The sequence below is a fragment of the Pseudomonas sp. NFACC08-1 genome, assembly GCF_900106735.1.
Lineage (GTDB): Bacteria > Pseudomonadota > Gammaproteobacteria > Pseudomonadales > Pseudomonadaceae > Aquipseudomonas > Aquipseudomonas fluorescens_Q.
This window is the reverse complement of record NZ_FNNL01000002.1, coordinates 154,503-173,553: the sequence shown is the minus strand read 5'-3', so window position 1 is coordinate 173,553 and position 19,051 is coordinate 154,503. Positions and strand designations below refer to the sequence as shown.

12 protein-coding genes are annotated in these 19,051 nt (G+C 65.2%); all 12 read left to right on the top strand.

Features of this window, described 5'->3' with window-relative positions:
* Positions 1-32: 32 nt before the first annotated feature.
* From BLU76_RS04565 to BLU76_RS04510, 12 genes are read left to right on the top strand one after another with little or no spacing between them, the layout of a single operon-like run.
* Positions 33-5,507 (top strand): non-ribosomal peptide synthetase, encoded by a 5,475-nt coding sequence (locus BLU76_RS04565; protein WP_092221602.1) that lies wholly within the window; start codon positions 33-35, stop codon positions 5,505-5,507.
* Positions 5,504-7,243 (top strand): ABC transporter ATP-binding protein, encoded by a 1,740-nt coding sequence (locus tag BLU76_RS04560; RefSeq protein ID WP_092150923.1) that lies wholly within the window; start codon positions 5,504-5,506, stop codon positions 7,241-7,243. The genes BLU76_RS04565 and BLU76_RS04560 overlap by 4 nt, the downstream gene beginning before the upstream one ends.
* Positions 7,240-8,985, top strand: coding sequence for an ABC transporter ATP-binding protein (locus BLU76_RS04555; protein ID WP_092150926.1), 1,746 nt, complete (start codon positions 7,240-7,242; stop codon positions 8,983-8,985). Before BLU76_RS04560 ends, BLU76_RS04555 begins: the two co-directional genes overlap by 4 nt.
* Positions 8,979-10,082: a saccharopine dehydrogenase NADP-binding domain-containing protein gene (locus tag BLU76_RS04550; RefSeq protein WP_092150928.1), complete on the top strand. Its 1,104-nt coding sequence runs from the start codon at positions 8,979-8,981 to the stop codon at positions 10,080-10,082. The genes BLU76_RS04555 and BLU76_RS04550 overlap by 7 nt, the downstream gene beginning before the upstream one ends.
* Positions 10,079-11,110, top strand: a complete 1,032-nt coding sequence (locus BLU76_RS04545; protein ID WP_092150931.1) for a class I SAM-dependent methyltransferase — start codon at positions 10,079-10,081, stop codon at positions 11,108-11,110. The genes BLU76_RS04550 and BLU76_RS04545 overlap by 4 nt, the downstream gene beginning before the upstream one ends.
* Complete coding sequence (locus tag BLU76_RS04540) at positions 11,110-12,822, top strand: methyltransferase (protein WP_256572634.1); 1,713 nt, start codon at positions 11,110-11,112, stop codon at positions 12,820-12,822. The genes BLU76_RS04545 and BLU76_RS04540 overlap by 1 nt, the downstream gene beginning before the upstream one ends.
* On the top strand, positions 12,819-13,964 hold the full coding sequence (locus tag BLU76_RS04535) for a Gfo/Idh/MocA family oxidoreductase (RefSeq protein WP_092221600.1): 1,146 nt from the start codon (positions 12,819-12,821) through the stop codon (positions 13,962-13,964). The genes BLU76_RS04540 and BLU76_RS04535 overlap by 4 nt, the downstream gene beginning before the upstream one ends.
* Positions 13,961-14,680: a VOC family protein gene (locus BLU76_RS04530; protein WP_092150937.1), complete on the top strand. Its 720-nt coding sequence runs from the start codon at positions 13,961-13,963 to the stop codon at positions 14,678-14,680. Before BLU76_RS04535 ends, BLU76_RS04530 begins: the two co-directional genes overlap by 4 nt.
* Complete coding sequence (locus tag BLU76_RS04525; RefSeq protein ID WP_092150940.1) at positions 14,673-16,271, top strand: (2,3-dihydroxybenzoyl)adenylate synthase; 1,599 nt, start codon at positions 14,673-14,675, stop codon at positions 16,269-16,271. The genes BLU76_RS04530 and BLU76_RS04525 overlap by 8 nt, the downstream gene beginning before the upstream one ends.
* Entirely contained in the window at positions 16,268-17,026 is a 759-nt protein-coding gene (locus BLU76_RS04520) for a thioesterase II family protein (protein ID WP_092150943.1), read from the top strand. The genes BLU76_RS04525 and BLU76_RS04520 overlap by 4 nt, the downstream gene beginning before the upstream one ends.
* Entirely contained in the window at positions 17,023-17,331 is a 309-nt protein-coding gene (locus BLU76_RS04515) for an isochorismate lyase (protein WP_092150946.1), read from the top strand. Before BLU76_RS04520 ends, BLU76_RS04515 begins: the two co-directional genes overlap by 4 nt.
* Complete coding sequence (locus BLU76_RS04510; RefSeq protein WP_092150949.1) at positions 17,328-18,689, top strand: isochorismate synthase; 1,362 nt, start codon at positions 17,328-17,330, stop codon at positions 18,687-18,689. Before BLU76_RS04515 ends, BLU76_RS04510 begins: the two co-directional genes overlap by 4 nt.
* The last annotated feature ends 362 nt before the right edge of the window (positions 18,690-19,051 follow it).

Below are 19,051 nucleotides of genomic sequence, written 5' to 3'. Positions count from 1 at the left end.
CACAACCTCCCTTTTCTCCAGGAGCTGTATCCATGCCCGCCGCCAAACTGTTAAGTGAACTCAAGTCCCTGGGCGTCGAACTCTGGCCCCAGGACGGACAACTGAAATTCCGCGCCCCGCAAGGCCTGCTCAATGCCGAGCGAATGGCACAACTGCGCGAGCACAAAGAACAGATCCTGCACCTGCTCGAAGTACAGGAACGGCCGTTGGTCCAGGCTGACCCGGCAAACCACCACTCCCCCTTCCCGCTCACCGACGTGCAGAACGCCTACCTTTTGGGCCGTCAATCTTCATTTGGCTACGGCAACGTGGCCTGCCACGGTTACCTGGAACTGAGCTGGCCGGCGCTCGACCCGCAACAGGTGGAAAACGCGTGGAACCGTCTGATCGAGCGCCACGACATGTTGCGCGCGGTGATTGCCAGTGAAGGCTCGCAACGTGTCCTCGCCGAAGTCGGCCCGTATTGCGTGGCCGTCACAGATCTGCGTCACGCCACGGGCGAACAGCGTCAGCACGCCGTGCAACAGATCCGCCAAGCCATGGAGCAGAAGCTCTACCCCACTGATCAATGGCCGCTGTTCGAGTTGCGCATGAGCCGCAGCGAGAGTGGCGACACCCTGCATTTTTCCATGGACTCGTTGATTGCCGACTGGGCCAGCGCCCAGTTGCTGTTCAATGAGTTGGAGCAATTGCTGGACGATCCCCAAGCCGCCCTGCCGCCCCTGGACATCACCTTCCGCGACTATCTGCTGGCCGAGCGTGGCCTGCTCGAAGGCAGCCGCCATCAACGCGACCGCGAATATTGGCTGGCGCGCGTCGACGACTTGCCCGCCGCACCGCAACTGCCCGCGCCCCTGAGTGGCGACGACACGGCCATGCCGCGCTTCCAACGGCACTGCGCGCAGCTCGACCAGCCACACTGGAACGCCCTGAAAAAAGTCGCCAGCGAACGCGGCCTGACGCCCTCCATTGCGGTGCTCGCCGCCTATGTAGGCACCCTGCAACGCTGGAGCCAGCGCCCCGCCTTCAGCCTCAACCTGACGCTGCTCAACCGCTTGCCGTTGCATCCGCAGGTGGATCGGCTGGTGGGCGACTTCACCTCCGTGAGCCTGCTGCAGGTCAACGATCCCCAAGGCCAGGATTTCAGCCAGCAGGCCCGCCAATTGGGCAGCCAGCTGTTTGCGGACCTGGAGCACCGATTGTTTTCCGGTATTGAAGTGATGCGCGAAATCGGCCGCCGTCGTGGCCGTGAAGCCGCGGTCATGCCGGTGGTGTTCACCAGCGCCATCGGCCTGGCGATCGAACCACTGGCGGCCAGCCAGCGTCGGGTGGGCCACGGCATTACCCAGACCCCGCAGGTCACCCTCGACTGCCAAGTGATGGATGACCATCACGGTTTGCACATCCATTGGGACGTGCGCCAAGGCGTGTTCCCCGATGGGTTGATCGATGACATGCAGCAGGCATTCCTGGCCCAACTGCAACAATTGGCCCTGGACCCGATCGCCTGGGAGCAACCGATGCACGTGCCCCTGCCGGCCTGGCAACAGCGCGAGCGCCTGGCGGCGAATGCCACCGCCGCGCCGCTGCCTACCGGTCGTTTACACGACGGCCTGCTGGCCATGGCCGCTGCACATCCGCAGGCTCTGGCGGTGATCGACGCCAACGGCAGCCTGACCTACGCCGCACTCGTCGAACGCGCCCTGGCCGTCGCCGCCACCTTGCGCCAGGCCGGTTGCGCCGCCGAAGAACCAGTGGCAATCCTTATGCCCAAAGGCCTCGACCAGGTCGTGGCGGCCTACGGTGTATTGCTTGCCGGAGCCGCCTACCTGCCGCTCGACAGCAACGCCCCGCCCGCCCGCCGCGACCGCGTGCTACGCAGCGCCCAGGTGCGCCACGTGCTCGGCCAGTCTCACGCGCTGCCCAACACGCCGCTGCCCGATGGTCTGCACTGGCATCTGGTGGATCAACTGGCGCCGGCTCCAGCCGACTTCAAAGCGGTCGACGGCAGCCCCGATGACCTCGCCTACGTGATCTTCACTTCCGGCTCCACGGGCGATCCCAAAGGCGTGATGATCAGCCATCGCGCCGCTCTCAATACCGTGCAGGACATCAATCGGCGCTTTCAGCTCAGCGCCAGTGATCGCGTGCTGGGGTTGGCACAGTTGAGTTTCGACCTGTCGGTGTACGATCTCTTCGGCCCCCTCGCCGTCGGTGGCGCACTGGTGCTGCCCGACCCGGCCCGTGGCGCCGACCCGTCGCACTGGGCCGAGCTGATACAGCGCCACCAGGTAACGTTATGGAACTCGGTGCCTGCGCAATTACACATGCTCGCTCATTACTTGCATGCCGAACCGCGGCCGCTGGACAGCCTGCGCCTGGCGTTGTTGTCCGGTGACTGGATCCCGCTGAACCTGCCGCCGCAACTCCAACAGCTGCTGCCCGACCTGGCCCTGGTCGGCCTCGGTGGCGCGACCGAAGCATCGATCTGGTCCAACCTGCACCCGATCGGCGCGATTGACCCGGCGTGGCGCAGCATTCCTTATGGCCTGCCCTTGGCCAACCAGGGCTTTCGCGTGCTCGACAGCCAATGGCGCGACGCCCCGACCTGGGTGCCCGGTGACCTGTATATCACCGGTGTCGGCCTGGCCCAGGGTTACCTCGGCGATCAGGCGCTGAGCGAGGCGCGGTTCTTCGCCCATCCCGTTGACGGTCAGCGCCTGTATCGCACGGGCGACCGTGGACGCTACCTGCCGGGTGGCGAACTGGAGTTCCTCGGTCGTGAAGACGGCCAAGTGAAGATTCGCGGGCACCGCGTTGAACTGGGCGAGATCGACGCGGCCTTGCTCGCCACGCCCGGCGTGGACAGCGCCATCAGCCTGGTCAGCGGTGAAGCATCCGGCGAGCGCAGCCTGATGGCCTTCGTCACCGCTGCGCGGACAGCGCCAGAACCACTGCCGGACGCGTCGTTGCTCACGACGATCAATCGTTTTGCCGACAGCCAGGTCGGCACCTTCGATGCACAAGGCGTTCGTGATTATCAGTCGGACCTCAAGGTTGCGGCGCTGAGCTCGATGCTGGAGGTGATGCTCAAGGCCAGCTTGTTCAGCGCCGAGCTGGCCGAACCCGATGCGCCGGCCATTCTCAACGCCTTGCAGGCACAGCCGCGCCATCACTGGTTGGTGCGGCGCTGGCTGGGCTCGCTGTGCGAGGCGGGCCTGCTACAACTGGAACAGTCCCGCTATCGACTGGCGCAACCCGTGCCAGAGCCGGCACTGGCCTGGGGGCGGGTGGAACAGGCGGTCGCCTCGGGGCTGTGCAGCCAGGCGCTGTTCGACTACCAGCTCAACCATGTCTGGCAATTGCCGCAACTGCTCAAGGGCGAGGTCAATCCATTCGACTTGCTGTTCCCCCAGGGCCAACAGGACCTGGCGTTGCAGCTGTACGGCGGGGACGCCATCTCGCGCTACAACAATCACAGCATCGCGGCACTGATCAATCGCCTCGCCACCCACCATGACGGCGACGGTCCGCTGCGCATCCTGGAAATCGGTGCCGGTACCGGGGCCACCAGCGCGCCCGTGATCGGCCTGCTCGATGGCCTGGATGTCGATTACCTGTTCACCGACATGACCGCCTTTTTCCTGCCGGCGGCCAAACAACGTTTTGCCGAGCACGCCTGGGTGCGTTACGGCGTGCTCGACATCGACCAGGACATCCGGCCCCAAGGGCTGGTCAGCAACAGCGCCGATGTCGTGCTCTGCGCGGGCATGCTCAACAGCATCAAGGACGTCGACCAAGCCCTCGCCCGGATCACCGAATTGCTCAGCCCCGGTGGCTGGTTGGTGTTCAGCGAACCCACCGGCGAATGGCCGCCGATCCTGCTGACCCAGGGCTTCATGATGACCCCGGTCAACGGCGACCACGACCTGGGTCGCAGCGGTTTGCGCGACGCCGAAACCTGGCAGGCGCGGATCCAGGCGTTCGGTGGAGAATGCCTGCCCGCCCTGCCCCAGGCCGATCATCCGCTGGCCACCCTCGGCATGCAGGTGTTCGCCGCCCGTTTCAAGGCCGGGTATCGGCGCCTGGGTGTCGACAGCCTGCGCCGCGCCCTGGCACAGCGCTTGCCCGATTACATGCTGCCGGCGCACCTGCAAGTGCTTGACCACTTGCCATTGACTGCCAACGGCAAGATCGACCGCAAGACTCTGGCCGGCTTGCGTCCCGCAGTCGATGCCCAGGCATCCAATGACCAGGCGACGCCGAGTGATCCTCTCACAGCCGAGCTTTGCCGGTTATGGGCCGAGGCCTTGGGCTTGACGCAGATTGGCGTCAACGACAGTTTCTATGAAAAAGGCGCGGACTCACTGATCCTCGCCCGGGTCGCCGGACAACTGCGTGAACAACTGCCCCAGGCCCAGGGCTTGAGTTACGACACACTGCTGCGGCAGATGCTCAACGAGCCGAATGTCGCCGCCCTGGCGCGCCTGCTCAACCACGGCGAAAGCGCACCTGCCCCCACTGCTGCTAGCGGCGAAGCCCAGCGTTCATCAAGCAGCAACGCGTTGGTGGTGCCGTTTGGCGGTGGCGAGGTCGGCCCGGTGCGGGTGATGTTCCACGCCGCCCTCGGCACCCTGGACTACTTCCAACACCTGGGCCGCGCCCTTGCCGAACAACAGGCCGGGCCGGTGATCGGCTTTGCCGTGGCCGACACTGAACGCTACCTGGCGCTGGAGCCCAAGCACCTGATCGAAAGCGTGGCCCAAGACTACGCCGAACGCTTGATAGCCGACGGTCACCAGCGCTTCCAGTTGATCGGTTACTGCCTCGGCGGGCTGCTTGCCACCGAGGTTGCCCGGCGCCTGCTCGAACGCGGCATGGACGTGGTGGACTTGAGTCTGATCGACAGTATTCCGATGTTCATCGACACCGACGAAGAGCTGGCCTACGAGGCGATCTTCGTACCCAACCTGAACCTGGACCCGGTCAAGACCGTATTCGGCGCGCACATTGAAGACTATGACGTGTACCGCGCCATCGATCTGTTGATGGCCCGTGACAATCGCCGCGTACCAGCCGGGGCCATGGCTTCGTTAAGCGGCGACTCGGGCCTGGAGGCCCTCGCGCTGGCGGTGCAGCAACAATCGGCGCGCAGCCAGGAAGAACGCCTGGCCGAGTATGCGCGCCTGGCGTCGGGCCAGGCCGGGGTGCCCATCGGTCCGGAGCTGGTGCCGACGTTGTTTCGCGTGTGTCGTCACAGCATGCGCGCGGCACGGTTCGACCCGCCGCCGTTCCTCGGCAACATGACCTACCTGCGCTGCCTGGAGCAGCAATCGTTCGGTATCACCGGCGGCGTTGGCCACTTGGCGGCGCCGTTCTGGGAAGACGCGTGCCTGGGGCAGTTCGAATTGATCGATGTGCCAGGCAACCATTTCAGCGTGATCGAACCGCCTTACGTCCACACCGTCACCGCACACTTGCTGGAAGCCCTACGGAAGAACTCATGAAGAGCGCTCTGGATACCCTCAAACGTCCGGTCAACCGCCTGATCCGCATCGGCGTGGCGTTTGCCGCGGTCGGCGCGCTGGTCAACCTGGTGCCCTTCATCGGGCTGACCGAACTGGGTCGGTTGCTGCTGGCCGGCAGCGTCGACAGTCAGGCCTTGTGGCGCTGGGCCGCGCTGGTGGTGATCGCCCTGAGCCTGGGTTGGATGGCCAACGGGGTGGCGCTGTGGTTGACCCACCTGGCGGACCATCGCCTGCAAACCAGCCTGCGCGAAGCCATGGTGCACAAGCTGGGGCGGGTGCCCTTGGGCTGGTACACCGACACCACTTCGGGCGCGGTGCGCAAAGTGGTCCAGGACGATCTGGAAGACCTCCATCACCTGGTCGCCCACCATGCGGTGGAACTCACCGCGGCAATCGTCACGCCCCTGGCGGGGCTGGTATGGCTGGCCACGCTGAACTGGCGCCTGGCATTACTGGCGGTGCTGACCTTGCCGGTGTATGCACTGGCCTATGCCCTGATGATGCGTGGCTTCGGCGCGAAGATGCAGTTGCTGGACAAGAGCATGAGCCGGGTCAGCGCCGCGATCGTCGAGTTTGTCCACGGCATTGCCGTGGTCAAGGCATTCGGCCAGGTAGGCCAGGCCCATCGCAGCTATCAACGGGCGGTCAACCAGTTCAGCGAACAATACGCCGGTTGGGTCAAGCCGCTGCTGCGTCTGGAAGCGCTTTCCTCGATGGCCTTGAGCGTCCCGGTGATTCTGCTGGCAAGCCTGGGGGTGGGCAGCCTGTTGCTGGCCGAAGGCTGGATCACGCCGCTGCAATTGTTTGCCGAGACCCTGGTGGCGGTGGTGATTCCGCAGTCACTGTTGGTGATCAATCAGAGCCTGACCGCGCAACGCACCGCCCTGGCCGCTGCCGACCGCATCGAAGCGCTGCTCACGGTTCAAGAGCTGCCCGCGCCGAACGTCAGCAAGCAGCCCCAGGGCAGCGACATCACTTTTGAACAGGTACAGTTCGGCTACGATGCCGGGCACCCGATCCTCAACGGCGTCGATCTGCACTGCCCGGCCGGCAGCGTAACCGCCCTGGTCGGAGCCTCCGGCGCGGGCAAATCGACCCTGGCCAAACTGGTACCGCGCTTTCACGACGTCAACGCCGGCGGCGTACGGGTCGGCGGTGTCGATGTACGAGAGATCGATCCGCGCCAACTGTACAAGCAGGTCGGTTTCGTCTTGCAGGACGCGCAACTGGTGCACGGGACCGTGGCCGAAAACCTGCGCCTGGGCCGCCCCGATGCCAGCGCTGCAAAGATGGAGATGGCGGCCCGCTCGGCGCAGATCCACTCGCGCATCCAGGCCCTGCCCCGTGGCTATCAATCGGTGATCGGCGAGGATGCGATTTTCTCCGGCGGTGAAGCGCAGCGCCTGTCCATCGCCCGCACCTTGTTGGCCGACACGCCGGTGCTGATCCTCGACGAGGCTACTTCCCACGCCGACCCCGAATCCGAAGCGCTGATCCAGGACGCACTGTCGGCCCTGACCCGGGGTCGCACGGTGCTGGTGATCGCCCACCGCCTGTCCAGTATCAGCGGGGTGGACCAGATCGTCGTCCTCGACCAGGGTCGCGTGCTGGAAAGCGGTCGTCACGATTCCCTGCTTCAGGCCAACGGCGCCTATGCCCGCCTGTGGCGCGCCGGCGCCAAGCGCTCAGCCCCCGAGCTGGAGATGTCCCTGTGATCCGCAGTCTTGTCACTTTACTGGGGCCGGCGCATGCCGCGCGCCTCTATCGATACCTCGCGTGGCTGGTGACCAGCGCCGTGCTGCAAGGCCTGGCCGTAGCACTGCTGGTGCCGATCCTGCACGCATTGTTTGCCGGTGACCTGTCCACGGCGATGGCGTGGCTGACCGGCCTCGCGGCGATGGCCGCGCTGACCTGCATCGCCCATTACCAGCAGGCGATGAAAGGCTTTGCGCTCGCACTGGTCGTGCTGACCACTTTGCATGATCGCCTCGGCCAACATCTGGCCAACCTGCCCCTGGGCTGGTTCAACTCGGAGAAAGTCGGGCGCCTGTCGCGCAGCGCCACCAGCGGCACGTTGATGGTCACCGGCTTGTTTGCGCATTACCTGGGGCCGGTGGTTTGCGGGGTGGTAGTGCCGGCCACGGTCGCACTGACCCTGTTCATCTTCGACTGGCGCCTGGGCCTGACCGCTGTGCTGTGCGCACCGCTGATCTACTTCACCCATCGATGGTCAGCCGATGCCATCGGCCACAACGATGCCCGGGTCGAAGCCGCCGCGTCCCTCGCCGGTAACCGAGTGGTGGAGTTCGCTCGCTACCAGCAAGTGCTGCGGGCCTTTGGCCGGACCCAGGAGGGATACGCGCCGTTGCAGGCGGCCAACCTGGCGCAGAAGCAGGCCGGCGGTTCCATGGTGTCCCAGACCTTTCCGAAATTGCTGGCCGGCGGCCTGGCCGTGCAATTGGCCTTCGCGCTGCTGGTGGGCGTGGGTATCGCCCTCGCTGCCCGAGGCGACATCGACGCCATTCAATTGGTTGCCCTGCTCGCCCTCGCGGCGCGTTTTGTCGGGCCACTGGCCGAGGCGGCGGCACGCAGCGGGCTGTTGCGCATGGCCGGCAACGACCTGGAACAACTGGTCAGCATCCTGCGCGAGCCGCCATTGCCGCAACCACAGGTCAGTCAGCCGTTGAGCGAACCCGGCAGCTTTGCCTTCGAACACGTCAGTTTCGCCTACGCCAGTGGCCCGACAGTGCTGCGCGACCTGACATTCCACGCACCGACCCATTCAATGACGGCGATTGTCGGCGCCTCGGGTTCAGGCAAGACCACCGTCACGCGTCTGCTCATGCGTTTTTTCGATGTGACCGAGGGCCACGTCAAGGTCGGCGGCGTCGATGTGCGCGAACTGTCCAATGAGGCCTTGATGGCGCAACTGTCGCTGGTGATGCAGGACGTCTACCTGTTCGACGATAGCCTCGAAGCCAATATCCGCGTCGGCAAGCCGGACGCCAGTGCGCAACAGGTGGCTGAGGCAGCGAGCCTCGCCGGCGTCGATGAAATTGTCGCGCGCCTGCCCCAAGGCTGGCTCACCCCAGTGGGCGAAGGCGGCGCGGCGCTGTCCGGCGGCGAGCGCCAGCGGGTGTCCCTGGCCAGGGCGCTGCTCAAGCGCGCCCCGATCGTGCTGCTGGATGAAGCCACGGCCGCACTGGATCCGCACAACGAAGCCTTTGTACAGGCGGCGATTCGTAGCCTGAAGCAAAGCTCGACGGTAATGGTCATCGCCCATCGCCTGCCGACCATCATGGCCGCCGACCAGATTCTGGTGCTGGACCAGGGCCGCCTCGTGGAAGCCGGCACTCACCCGCAACTGCTGGCCCTCGACGGACGTTACGCCGGGTTCTGGCGTGATCGCCAGCGCGCCGGTGGCTGGCGCCTGAATGCGCAGGCCCAGCCATGCTGATCGGTGTGCTGGGCGCCAGTGGCGATGTCGGTCTGGCCAGCGCTCGGGCGCTGTTGAGCCTGGGCGTGAACGAGCTTCGCCTGGGCGGGCGCGATCCAGGCAACGGTGCGCGCTGCCTGGCATCGCTGCAGCAGCAATGGCCCGACGCCCGGTTGCAATGGACGGCGGTGGATTTCAATGATGCCCCTGCCCTGACCGGGTTCGCCCGCGGCTGCGACGTGCTGCTCAACTGCGCCGGCCCCTCTTGGCGGCTGGCGGACCGTGCCGCACGGGCGGCGCTGCAAGCCGATGCGCATTACGTGGATGCGGCCGGCGAGATGACACGTGCCCCACATCAATGGCGCAACCGTTGCGCCGTCCTCGGTGCCGGTCTGCAACCGGGGCTCACCGGTTTGTTGCCGCGCTGGCTGGCCGAGCAAGCCTTCACCCAAGTCCTCGAACTGACCAGCTATTTCGGCTTGCGTGACCACTTCACCGCCGTGGCCGCCGATGATTTCCTGCAAGGCGCGGTGGATGGCACCAACGAACCCTTGGCGGCCTGGCGCAACGGCCGATGCAGCCGAGCGCTACGCCGCAGCCGCGACGTGCTGCTGCCGTGTTTCCCCGGCCAGGTTCACGTGTTGCCCTATTTGAACCAGGAAGGCGAACGCCTGGCGATGGACCTGCGCCTGGATGTCGGCCAATGGTTCAACGTGATCACCGATGGGCATGTGCTCAAGGCGCTGGACCTGGCCCATAGCCTGCCGCGCGCCGAAGCGGTTCGGCGGTTGTGCGAGGCCAGCCTGCTGGACCTCAGCGGCCAGGCCCCCTTCGTCACGTTGTTGCTGCAGCTCGACGGGCTGTGGAACGGCCAGGCGCGCACCTGCAGCCTGGTGCTCAGCGGTGCAGGCAATGCGGCGCTGACCGGTGCAATGGCGGCGGCCACGGTGGTCAGCGTGGCGCACGGTGAAATCAGCACCGGCTGCCATTACGCCGCCCAGGTATTGCCGCCCGCCGTCAGCCTTGAACGCTTGCAACGCACCTCGGCGATCCGTGCCCTGAACCTGCTGCACGGCCCACTCGATCACCTGCACAGCGTCGAAGAAGGTTGCCTATGAACAACGCTCTGAACGAACTCGAACACCTGAGCCTGGGGGTGATGGCCCAGGTGTTGCTGGACACCCGGGCCTTGCCATTGCAGGCCTGGCGCAGCGCCGGGCAGATCAACCAAGCGTTAGGTACAGCGCCCCGCCATGCCTGGATCGTACGGCGCTGGCTGGCGGCGCTGACCCGCGCCGGGGCGCTGGGCGAAGACGCTGAACACCTCGCCTGGCAGGACACGCCCCCCAAGGCCGCCGTCGAAAACCTGTCCGAGCTGTACGCGGAACTGGGCTTCCCGCCCAACATGGCCACCCTGCACCGCCAGGTCATCGAATGCTTGCCTGACCTGTTGCGCGATCAACTCACCCTGGCACCGTTGCTGTTGCAATCGGGTGACCCCGTCGCGGTGCTCGGGGTTTACCAGCACAACCACTTCACCGCGGCGATCAATCAGGCCCTCGCGACACGGGCGGGCGAAACCGCGGTCCACGGCAATGAGTTGCGGGTGCTGGAGCTGGGGGGCGGTGCCGCCTGCACCACTCGCGCCGTGCTTGCAGCGTTGCAGGAACGCGAAAAGGACTATCGCTTTACCGACATCAGTGCGCTTTTCACCAGCGCGGCCCAGCGCCAGTTTCGCCTGGAGCCGGGGATGCACTTCGGCTTGCTCGACCTTGATAAAGACTTCGCCGGACAAGGCATCGCGGCGCGCAGCCAGGACCTGGTGGTCGCTGGCAATACGCTGCACAACGCCCGCGATCTGCCCCGCAGCCTCGGGCAGATTCGTGCTTGCCTGCGAGACGGCGGGAGCCTGTTGTTCAGTGAGTCCATTGCGGACAACCCGGCCATGTTGACCTTCATGCACCTGTTGCTATCACCGCCCGCCGGTGCGACGTTGCGCGATACCGATGAGGTCTTCATCACGCCCGATGCATGGCGCCAGGCCTTGCAGGCCCAAGGTTTCCAGTTGCTCGAAGTATGGCCCGCCGCAACCGACCCGCTGGCGGCCGCCGGGCAACGTTTGTTTCACGCCGTAGGAGCTTCTTGATGACGCTGCACGTTGACATTCTGCTGACTGCTCTGCCCGTCGGCACGTTTCCATGGCATTTGCCTGCCTTGACCGACCTGGGTACTCACCAGCGCTCCCCGGCACGCCTGTTGGCGATCATCGAACGCCAGCGCCCCGCCGTGGCGGTCATGAATGCCGAACAGCTGGAACGGCTGCTGGACTTCCCCGCGCTGCCGTTGACCGATCTGAGCCACCTGGAACAGCTGCTGTTCGTCACGGCGCAACCGGGCGACTGGCAACTCGCCGAACGCGCGGCGGCACAGCTCAATTGCCGCGTCCAGGGGTTTACGGAGACCCTTGGCGACTGGCGCGACCTGGTCAGCGTCAAGCTCGAGCAGCAGCGCTGGCGCGAGCGTGCCCTTGGGCATCCCGACGTGAACAGCGTCGCGCTGCACGGCCAGACCCTGTTCGCCGTGCCTCACCCTTGCGAGGCAGCATGGGTCGAGGATCACCTCGATGAAACTGAAGCCGCCCTCAATCAGCAGTTTTCCACCGAACGACTCGTCGAAGCGGCACGACTCAACGATCGGTTGGGCCACGCCGCGTTATTGTCGATGCTCAACGGCCTGGACCATTGCGGCCTGCTGCCCGCACCGCTGAACGATGTCGCCCGAGCGCTGGCACATGGCGGCATCGCGCCGGGTCACCGCGCGCTGATCGCACGCTGGCTGGATGTGTTGCAAGGGCAAGGCCTGTTGCGCCGCGAAAGCACCCGATTACATCCCACTCTTGACGCCAGCACCTGGGGCGACGAAGCCCTCGAGGGTATCTGGACGCAACTGACCCTGGACTGGACGCGCAACACCGGAGGCAGCGGCACCCTCGAATATGCTCGAGAGAATGCGCGCCAATTGCCGGCGCTGATGCGCGGCGACTGTGCGGCCGTGCACCTGCTATTTCCGCAGGGGCGCACCGAACGCGCGGCGGCGTTGTACCGCGAAAGCCTGGCGGCGCAGTACCAGCATCGCGCCGTAGCCCATTGGGTGGGAGTCTGGGCCGCGCACCAACCGGCCGGCGTACCGTTGCGCGTGCTGGAAGTCGGTGCCGGTACCGGCGCTACCACCCACGCAGTATTGCCCGCCCTGGTAAATGCTTCGGTGGACTACCTATGCACCGACGTGTCGCGCTATTTCTGCGAGCAGGCCGCCAAGCGTCTGCACGCCTGGCCATGGGTTCGCCACGGCGTGTTCGACATCGACCGCCCCGCCCTGGCCCAGGGTTATCGCAGCCAGAGCTGGGACCTGATCATCGCCGGTGGCGTGCTCAATGCCGCGCGCGACACCGAGCGCTCCCTGGCGACCCTGTTCGCCTTGCTCAAGCCGGGCGGCTGGCTGGTGTTCAGCGAACCCACGCAGGAGGAGTTCTGGGTGATGGCATCACAGGCCTTCATGCTCAACCAGGCCGATGATGAACGTCAGTACAGCAGCGCCACCTTCCTCAACCTCGCGCAGTGGCAAACCGCGCTGGCCAGGGCCGGGTTCCAGGGCAACCGCAGCCTGCCCGCCACCGGGCACCCACTGGCGCGGCTGGGCCATCGCGTCTTCGTCGCCCAGGTACCTGCCCAGCGGCTGAGCCGCGCGGCATTGGCCGCGCACCTCGAGGAACCCGCCCTGTCCCTCGAACTGCCCGACCAGTTGCCCGACGACCACACGCTGGCCCTGTGGGCTCGCCTCCCGGAGACCTGGCCATGAACAGCATTCCTGTGCGTAAACGCGTGATCGTGGCCGGCACCGCATTCGGTCGCATCTACCTGCAGGCCCTGGCCCGCGCCCATGACCGCTACCAGCTCGTGGGCATCCTGTCGCGTGGCAATGCCTACTCACGGGCCTGCGCCGAGCATTATGGAGTGGCGCTGTACGAGACCGTCGAACAGGTGCCGGATGACGTCGATATCGCCTGCGTGGTGGTGCGCTCCGGCGCAACCGGGGGCGTCGGCGGTGACTTGGCCCAACAACTTCTGCACCGTGGCATCCACGTATTGCAGGAGCACCCGGTGCACCACCGCGAAATCGCCGTGTGCATGCAGGCCGCACGCCAGGGCCAAGCCGCCTATGCGGTGAATACGCTGTACCCGAATATCCTGGCGATCCGGCGTTTTCTCGCAGTGGCCGCTTACCTGCACGATCACCAGGGGTTGGCGTACATCGAGGCTGCCTGCAACAGCCAGGTGGCCTATCCCCTGCTGGATATTCTCGGGCGCTTGGCCGGTGGTCTGCGGCCTTGGACGTTCGCGGCACCCGCCCCTGCGTTCGCGGGGCAACCCTTCACGCGGCTCGATGCCCGTTTCAATGGCGTACCCATCAGCTTGCGGGTGCAGAACCAAGTGCACCCCAAGGACCCCGACAACCACTCGTTCTTGCTTCATCGCCTCGAAGTCGGCTGTGAAGCCGGGGTGCTGAGCCTGGCCGACACCCACGGCCCGGTGCTGTGGAACCCGCGCCTGCACGCCTCAAGGGACAGCACCGACCGCCTGATCATGACCGGGCCGGGCAGCGAACGGCTCGCCGGACCGACGATGGTGATGCTCGATCCGCAGGTGCCCAAGAGCTACCAGCAGGTGTTCAATCAGGTCTGGCCCGACGCGGTCAGCATCGCCCTGGACGAGTTATGCCGCGACATCGATGAACCGTCGCGGCGTCTGCGCAGTGGCGTCTGGGCCACCGAAGTGGCCATGGCGTGGCGCGAAATGAACAACCTGATCGGCATGCCCGTCTTGATTGAGCCGCCCGTGCCCCGCGCGCTACCGCTGGCCGAACTCCAGGCCCTTGCCGGCGCCGTGCAACCGCCTCGCGGTGACGACACCGCCCAACTGTTGGGAGCGCTGCCGTTTTGAACACTGCCCGATCCTCCTCCACTTGCAGCCATGTGTTGCTTTGGGTGCGCGACTTGCACCAGGCCGTGGCGAATTTCCGCGCCGCCGGTTTCGAAGTGACCTACGCCACCGCCGAGGCTCGCGCCCAACACGCGCATATCTGGTTCAGCCACGGGCCGATCATTGAATTGCTCACCACACCGCGTCACGCCTGGCTGTTCAAGTGGCCCATCGACTGCCTGGCCGGCCGTGGCGCTGGACGACGGATGTTGCGCTGGGCTGCCCACGGAGAAGGTTTCTGCGACCTGGCGCTGCTGTGCGAGACCCCGGCCCTGGCGCCGCGCCTCAAGGGGCTTGCGGGCTGCGGCGTGGCCATGGGCCGCCCGGTGAACTGGCGGCGTACCTGCGCGGATGGCAGCCAGACGCGCTTTCGTTTCGTCTACCCGCGCCATGACCGCCTGCCCTTCCTCGTCACGCCCTATGAGCCGGCCCAGCATCCGCCCCGAATGATTCACCCCAACGGTGCAACGGGCCTCGCGGCGATCCACCTGGGCGTGAACCCCGCCGACCACACCGCCCTCAGCCTGCTGACCGGTGACGACCCTTTGCTGCGTATCCAGGCGGCTGATTACACCGGCGTACAGGCTGTGCAGATCGCTGGCCTGGCGCACCCGCTGACTCTGCACGGCGCCCGTTTGCTGGGGTGCCCAACCGCTCAAGGAGATTGCCATGCTTGATGGATGCACCGACTGGCCCGACGACTTTATCCGCCGTTATCGCGAATACGGCTACTGGCAGGGCGTCCCCCTGGGCCAGTTGTTGCGCGAGCAGGCGCAGCGCACGCCGCACAAAGAGGCGCTGGTGGACGGTCAGCGGCGTTGGAGTTACGCCGAACTCGACCTGCAGGCCGACCGCCTGGCCGCCGGCCTCGCCGATCGGGGCCTGCGCGCCGGCCAGCGGGTGCTGGTGCAACTGCCGAACATCGCCGAGTTTTTCAGCCTGACCTTCGCCCTGCTGCGCCTGGGTGTGATTCCGGTGTTCGCCCTGCCGGCCCATCGCGAACATGAACTGCGCCACCTGGCCGACCTGAGCCAGGCCGTGGCCTACGTGATCGTCGATCGGCACCTGGGCTTCGATTATCGACCGCTGGCGCGCGCCCTGCGTGAACAGGCGCCGAGCCTGCAACAGGTCTGGGTGGTCGGGACGGCCGAGGAATTCGTTGCTCTGGGCGACTGCGTCGCTCAGCCTCGCGCGCTGCCCGCGCCGGACTCACGGGAAGTCGCCGTGCTGCTGCTGTCCGGCGGCACCACCGGCCTGCCCAAGCTGATCCCACGCACCCATGACGACTACGCCTGTAATGCCCGCCTGGCGGCCCGCGCGTGCGGCTTCAACAGCCATACCCGCTACCTGGCGGCGTTGCCGGTGGCGCACAACTTTCCCTTGGCCTCACCCGGCGCATTGGGAGTGTTCAGTGTCGGCGCTACGCTCGTGCTGGCGCCGGAGCCCAGCCCGGAAACCACCTTCGAACTGATCGAGGGCGAACGCATCACCCATACCGCCTTGATCCCGCCGCTGGTGCTGCTGTGGCTGGAAATGGCGCAATGGTCCGACCATGACCTGAGCAGCCTGCAATGGCTGCAGGTCGGGGGAGCGCGGCTCAAGGCCGAGATCGCCGCGCGTATCGGCCCGGCCCTGGGTTGTGGGCTGCAACAGGTCTATGGCATGGCTGAAGGGCTACTGTGCTTTACGCCGCTGGATGACCCGCAAGCGCGCATCTTCGAAACCCAGGGCCTGCCACTGACCGCCGATGACGAGATTCGCATTGTCGACGCCGATGACGTTCCTGTCGCGCCAGGTGCCGTGGGCGAACTGCTGGTGCGCGGCCCCTACACCATCCGTGGCTACTACAACGCCGACGAGCAGAATCTGCGCGCTTTCACTGCCGATGGTTTCTACCGCAGCGGCGACCTGGTGCGACGCTTGCCCGAAGGCCATTTGATTGTCGAGGGGCGGACCAAGGATGTGATCAACCGCGGCGGCGAGAAAATCCCGGTGGAAGAGATCGAGAATCTGCTGCTGGGCCATCCGTTGATTCGCGATGTCGCGCTGGTGGCCTTGGCCGATGAGCTGCTGGGCGAGCGCAGTTGCGCCTGTGTGCTGGCCCACGCGGAACACGTCGAGCTGGGACCGATCAACGCCTGGCTGCGCGAGCGAGGATTGGCCGCCTACAAATTGCCGGATCGCTTGCAGGTGCTGCGCGAGTTCCCGTTGACACGGCTGGGCAAGGTCAACCGCAAGGCGCTGGCGGAACAGGTGCAGGCCTTATGAACGGCGAATTGTCCGCGTGGTTGCGTGTATTGCGTGAGGGCGACCACCCCCGCGCCCGCCTGGTGTGCCTGCCGCACGCCGGCGGCAGTGCGAGCTTCTTCCGCCCGTGGCTGGCGCACCTGCCGGGAGATATCGACTTGCTGGCCGTGCAGTATCCCGGACGTGAAGAACGGTTCAACGAGACGCGTATTGCGTGCCTGGCCACTCTGGCCGAGCACATCAGCCAAGCCCTGTTGAGCCTGCCCATCCGCCCGCTGTGGCTGTTTGGCCACAGCATGGGCGCGGCGCTGGCCTACGCCGTCGGTGTGCGTCTGGAGGCGGCAGGTTTCGGCACCGAACATGTGTTTGTCTCGGCCCACCCGCCACCGCACCGGCAACCGTGCAGCGACCTGCACCGCCAGGACGACGCCGCGCTGATTGCCGACATTCTGCGCCAGGACGCCGAGGCCACAGGCTTGTGGGACAACCCGCAACTGCGCGCACTGTTCCTGCCAACCCTGCGCAGCGACTACCAGGCCATCGAGACCTGGCGACCGGCGCGGCTTGATCGGCTGACGGCGCCAATCGACGTATTGCTGGCCCGGGCCGACACCGACGTCAGCCTGGACCAGGCCCGGGCGTGGGCGGACCTGAGCAAGCACACCCCGGATATCCGCCTATTCGACGGCGACCATTTTTACCTCAAGCAACAGCCGCGCCCCGTTATCCATCACCTGCTGCAACGCGCTGCCTATCTTCAAGGAGACTCGGTATGAAAACCCCGAAACACTGCACCGGCCTGCCGGACATTCGTCACGCCATCGACACCCTCGACCGGCAGATCATCGATGCCCTGGGGCTGCGCATGCAATACGTCAAGGCGGCCTCGTCGTTCAAGCCCGACCAGGCCAGTATCGCCGCACCGGACCGCGTCGCGGCGATGTTGCCGCAGCGCCGGCAATGGGCACAGGAAGCCGGTCTGGACGGCGAATTCATCGAGGGCCTGTTCAATCAGATCATCCACTGGTACATCGCGGAACAGACGGCGTTCTGGCTGCAGAAAAAGAGCACGGCCGTATGAACAAAGCCGCCTTGTTAAACGCGTTTGAAGCTGCTCACCAGTGCGCGCTGAAGTATCAGCGCCCCGTCGTCGCCGTGAGCTCACACCCCGCGCCAACTCTGGATCCCCTGGTGCTCTACGAAACGCACCGGCAGGGCTTCTTCTGGTGCGCTCATTCGCCAGCCCTAACGCTGTTCGGCCTGGGCTGCGCCTGGCAGATCGAAGCGGCGGGGGCCCAGCGATTGGCCGACGTGAACCGTCAATGGCTCGCGCTGTGCGCCGACGCGGTGCTCGACGGCCCCCTTCTACCCCTGCTGCTGGGGGGCATGCGTTTCGACGCGCAGCAGCCTTGCGCGCAACATTGGGCACCGTTTGCCGATGCCAGTTTTCACCTTGCCCATTGGCTTCTCAGCGAAGACAACGATGGCCGCTGGCTGCGATGCCAGTGCGTGGTAGAACCCGACAGCGATCCAGCCGTGCTGGCGCATGCCAGTCTGGCGGCGTACGCAGAGCTATTCGCCTCCCCACACGCCCCGGCATCGCCCCCCCAGGTTATCGAACGCAACGCATTACCAGCGCCGCAGTGGCAGGCCAAAGTCGCCAACGCCTTGCAGGCCATCGACAGCGGCGACCTGAGCAAAGTGGTGCTCGCCCGCCACATCGAATATCAGCTGGACGCCACCCTTGACAGCGGTGCCGTCATGCGCCGACTGCACGAGCGACGCAGCCAAGCCCACCTCTTCGCCCTCCACCGTGGAGACAGCTGTTTCATGGGTGCAACCCCGGAACGGCTGCTCAGTTGCCAGCAAGGCAATCTAAGCACCCATGCCCTCGCGGGTAGCGCTCGCCGCGCCGTGACTCCCAAGGAGGATCAGGACGTGGGCTCAGCCTTATTAGCGGACCTCAAGGAGTTGCACGAACACCAATTGGTGGTGCAGACCATCCAGCAGGGATTGAGCAGCATCGTCAGCCAACTGCACGCTGCCCCCCAACCCGAACTCCTGAAGCTGGCCACGGTGCAGCATCTGAGCACCCCGATCAGGGCGCAGCTCAAAGAGCGGTACACCTTGCTGGACGGCATCCAGGCCTTACACCCCACCCCAGCGGTCGGAGGTTTGCCAGGCGCGACAGCAATGAGCTTCATTCGGCATCACGAAGGCTTTGATCGGGGCTGGTACGCGGCGCCGGTGGGCTGGCTAGACTCAAGAGGCAATGGAGATTTTCTGGTGGCCCTGCGTTCGGCACTGATTACGCCTGAGCATTGTCACTTGTTTGCGGGGTGTGGGATCGTCGATGGGTCTCGACCGGAAGATGAGTATGAGGAAACTCAAATCAAGCTGGCCAGCATGGAGAATGCGTTACGCCTCTCCTTTAACTGAGCGTTTCTCACAGATGTCTATTGCAAGAGCATAAAAACTAACGGGGTTGACGATCGATGTGATACGTCTGCTATAGGACGATCTTGCAACGGAAAAACGCTCACTAGCAAAAGAACAGACTTGTTCGTTAACGCTTCATCCCAAGATTCTCGAAATGGCGTAAGTTTTCAGCAAGTGGCCACGTACAATATCCGCCTCGTTTGAATAGAGGAGATTTGTACGATTTCCCGAGAGGCGAGTCCGATGAAAAATTGATCTACCGAGCGCTGGATTAATGTATTACAAAATGCATTAAGAAAACTTGGATGGTAGTGTTTTCGAGTGGAACTTACTGGAACGAAAAAAAGAGGCCGAAGCCTAAT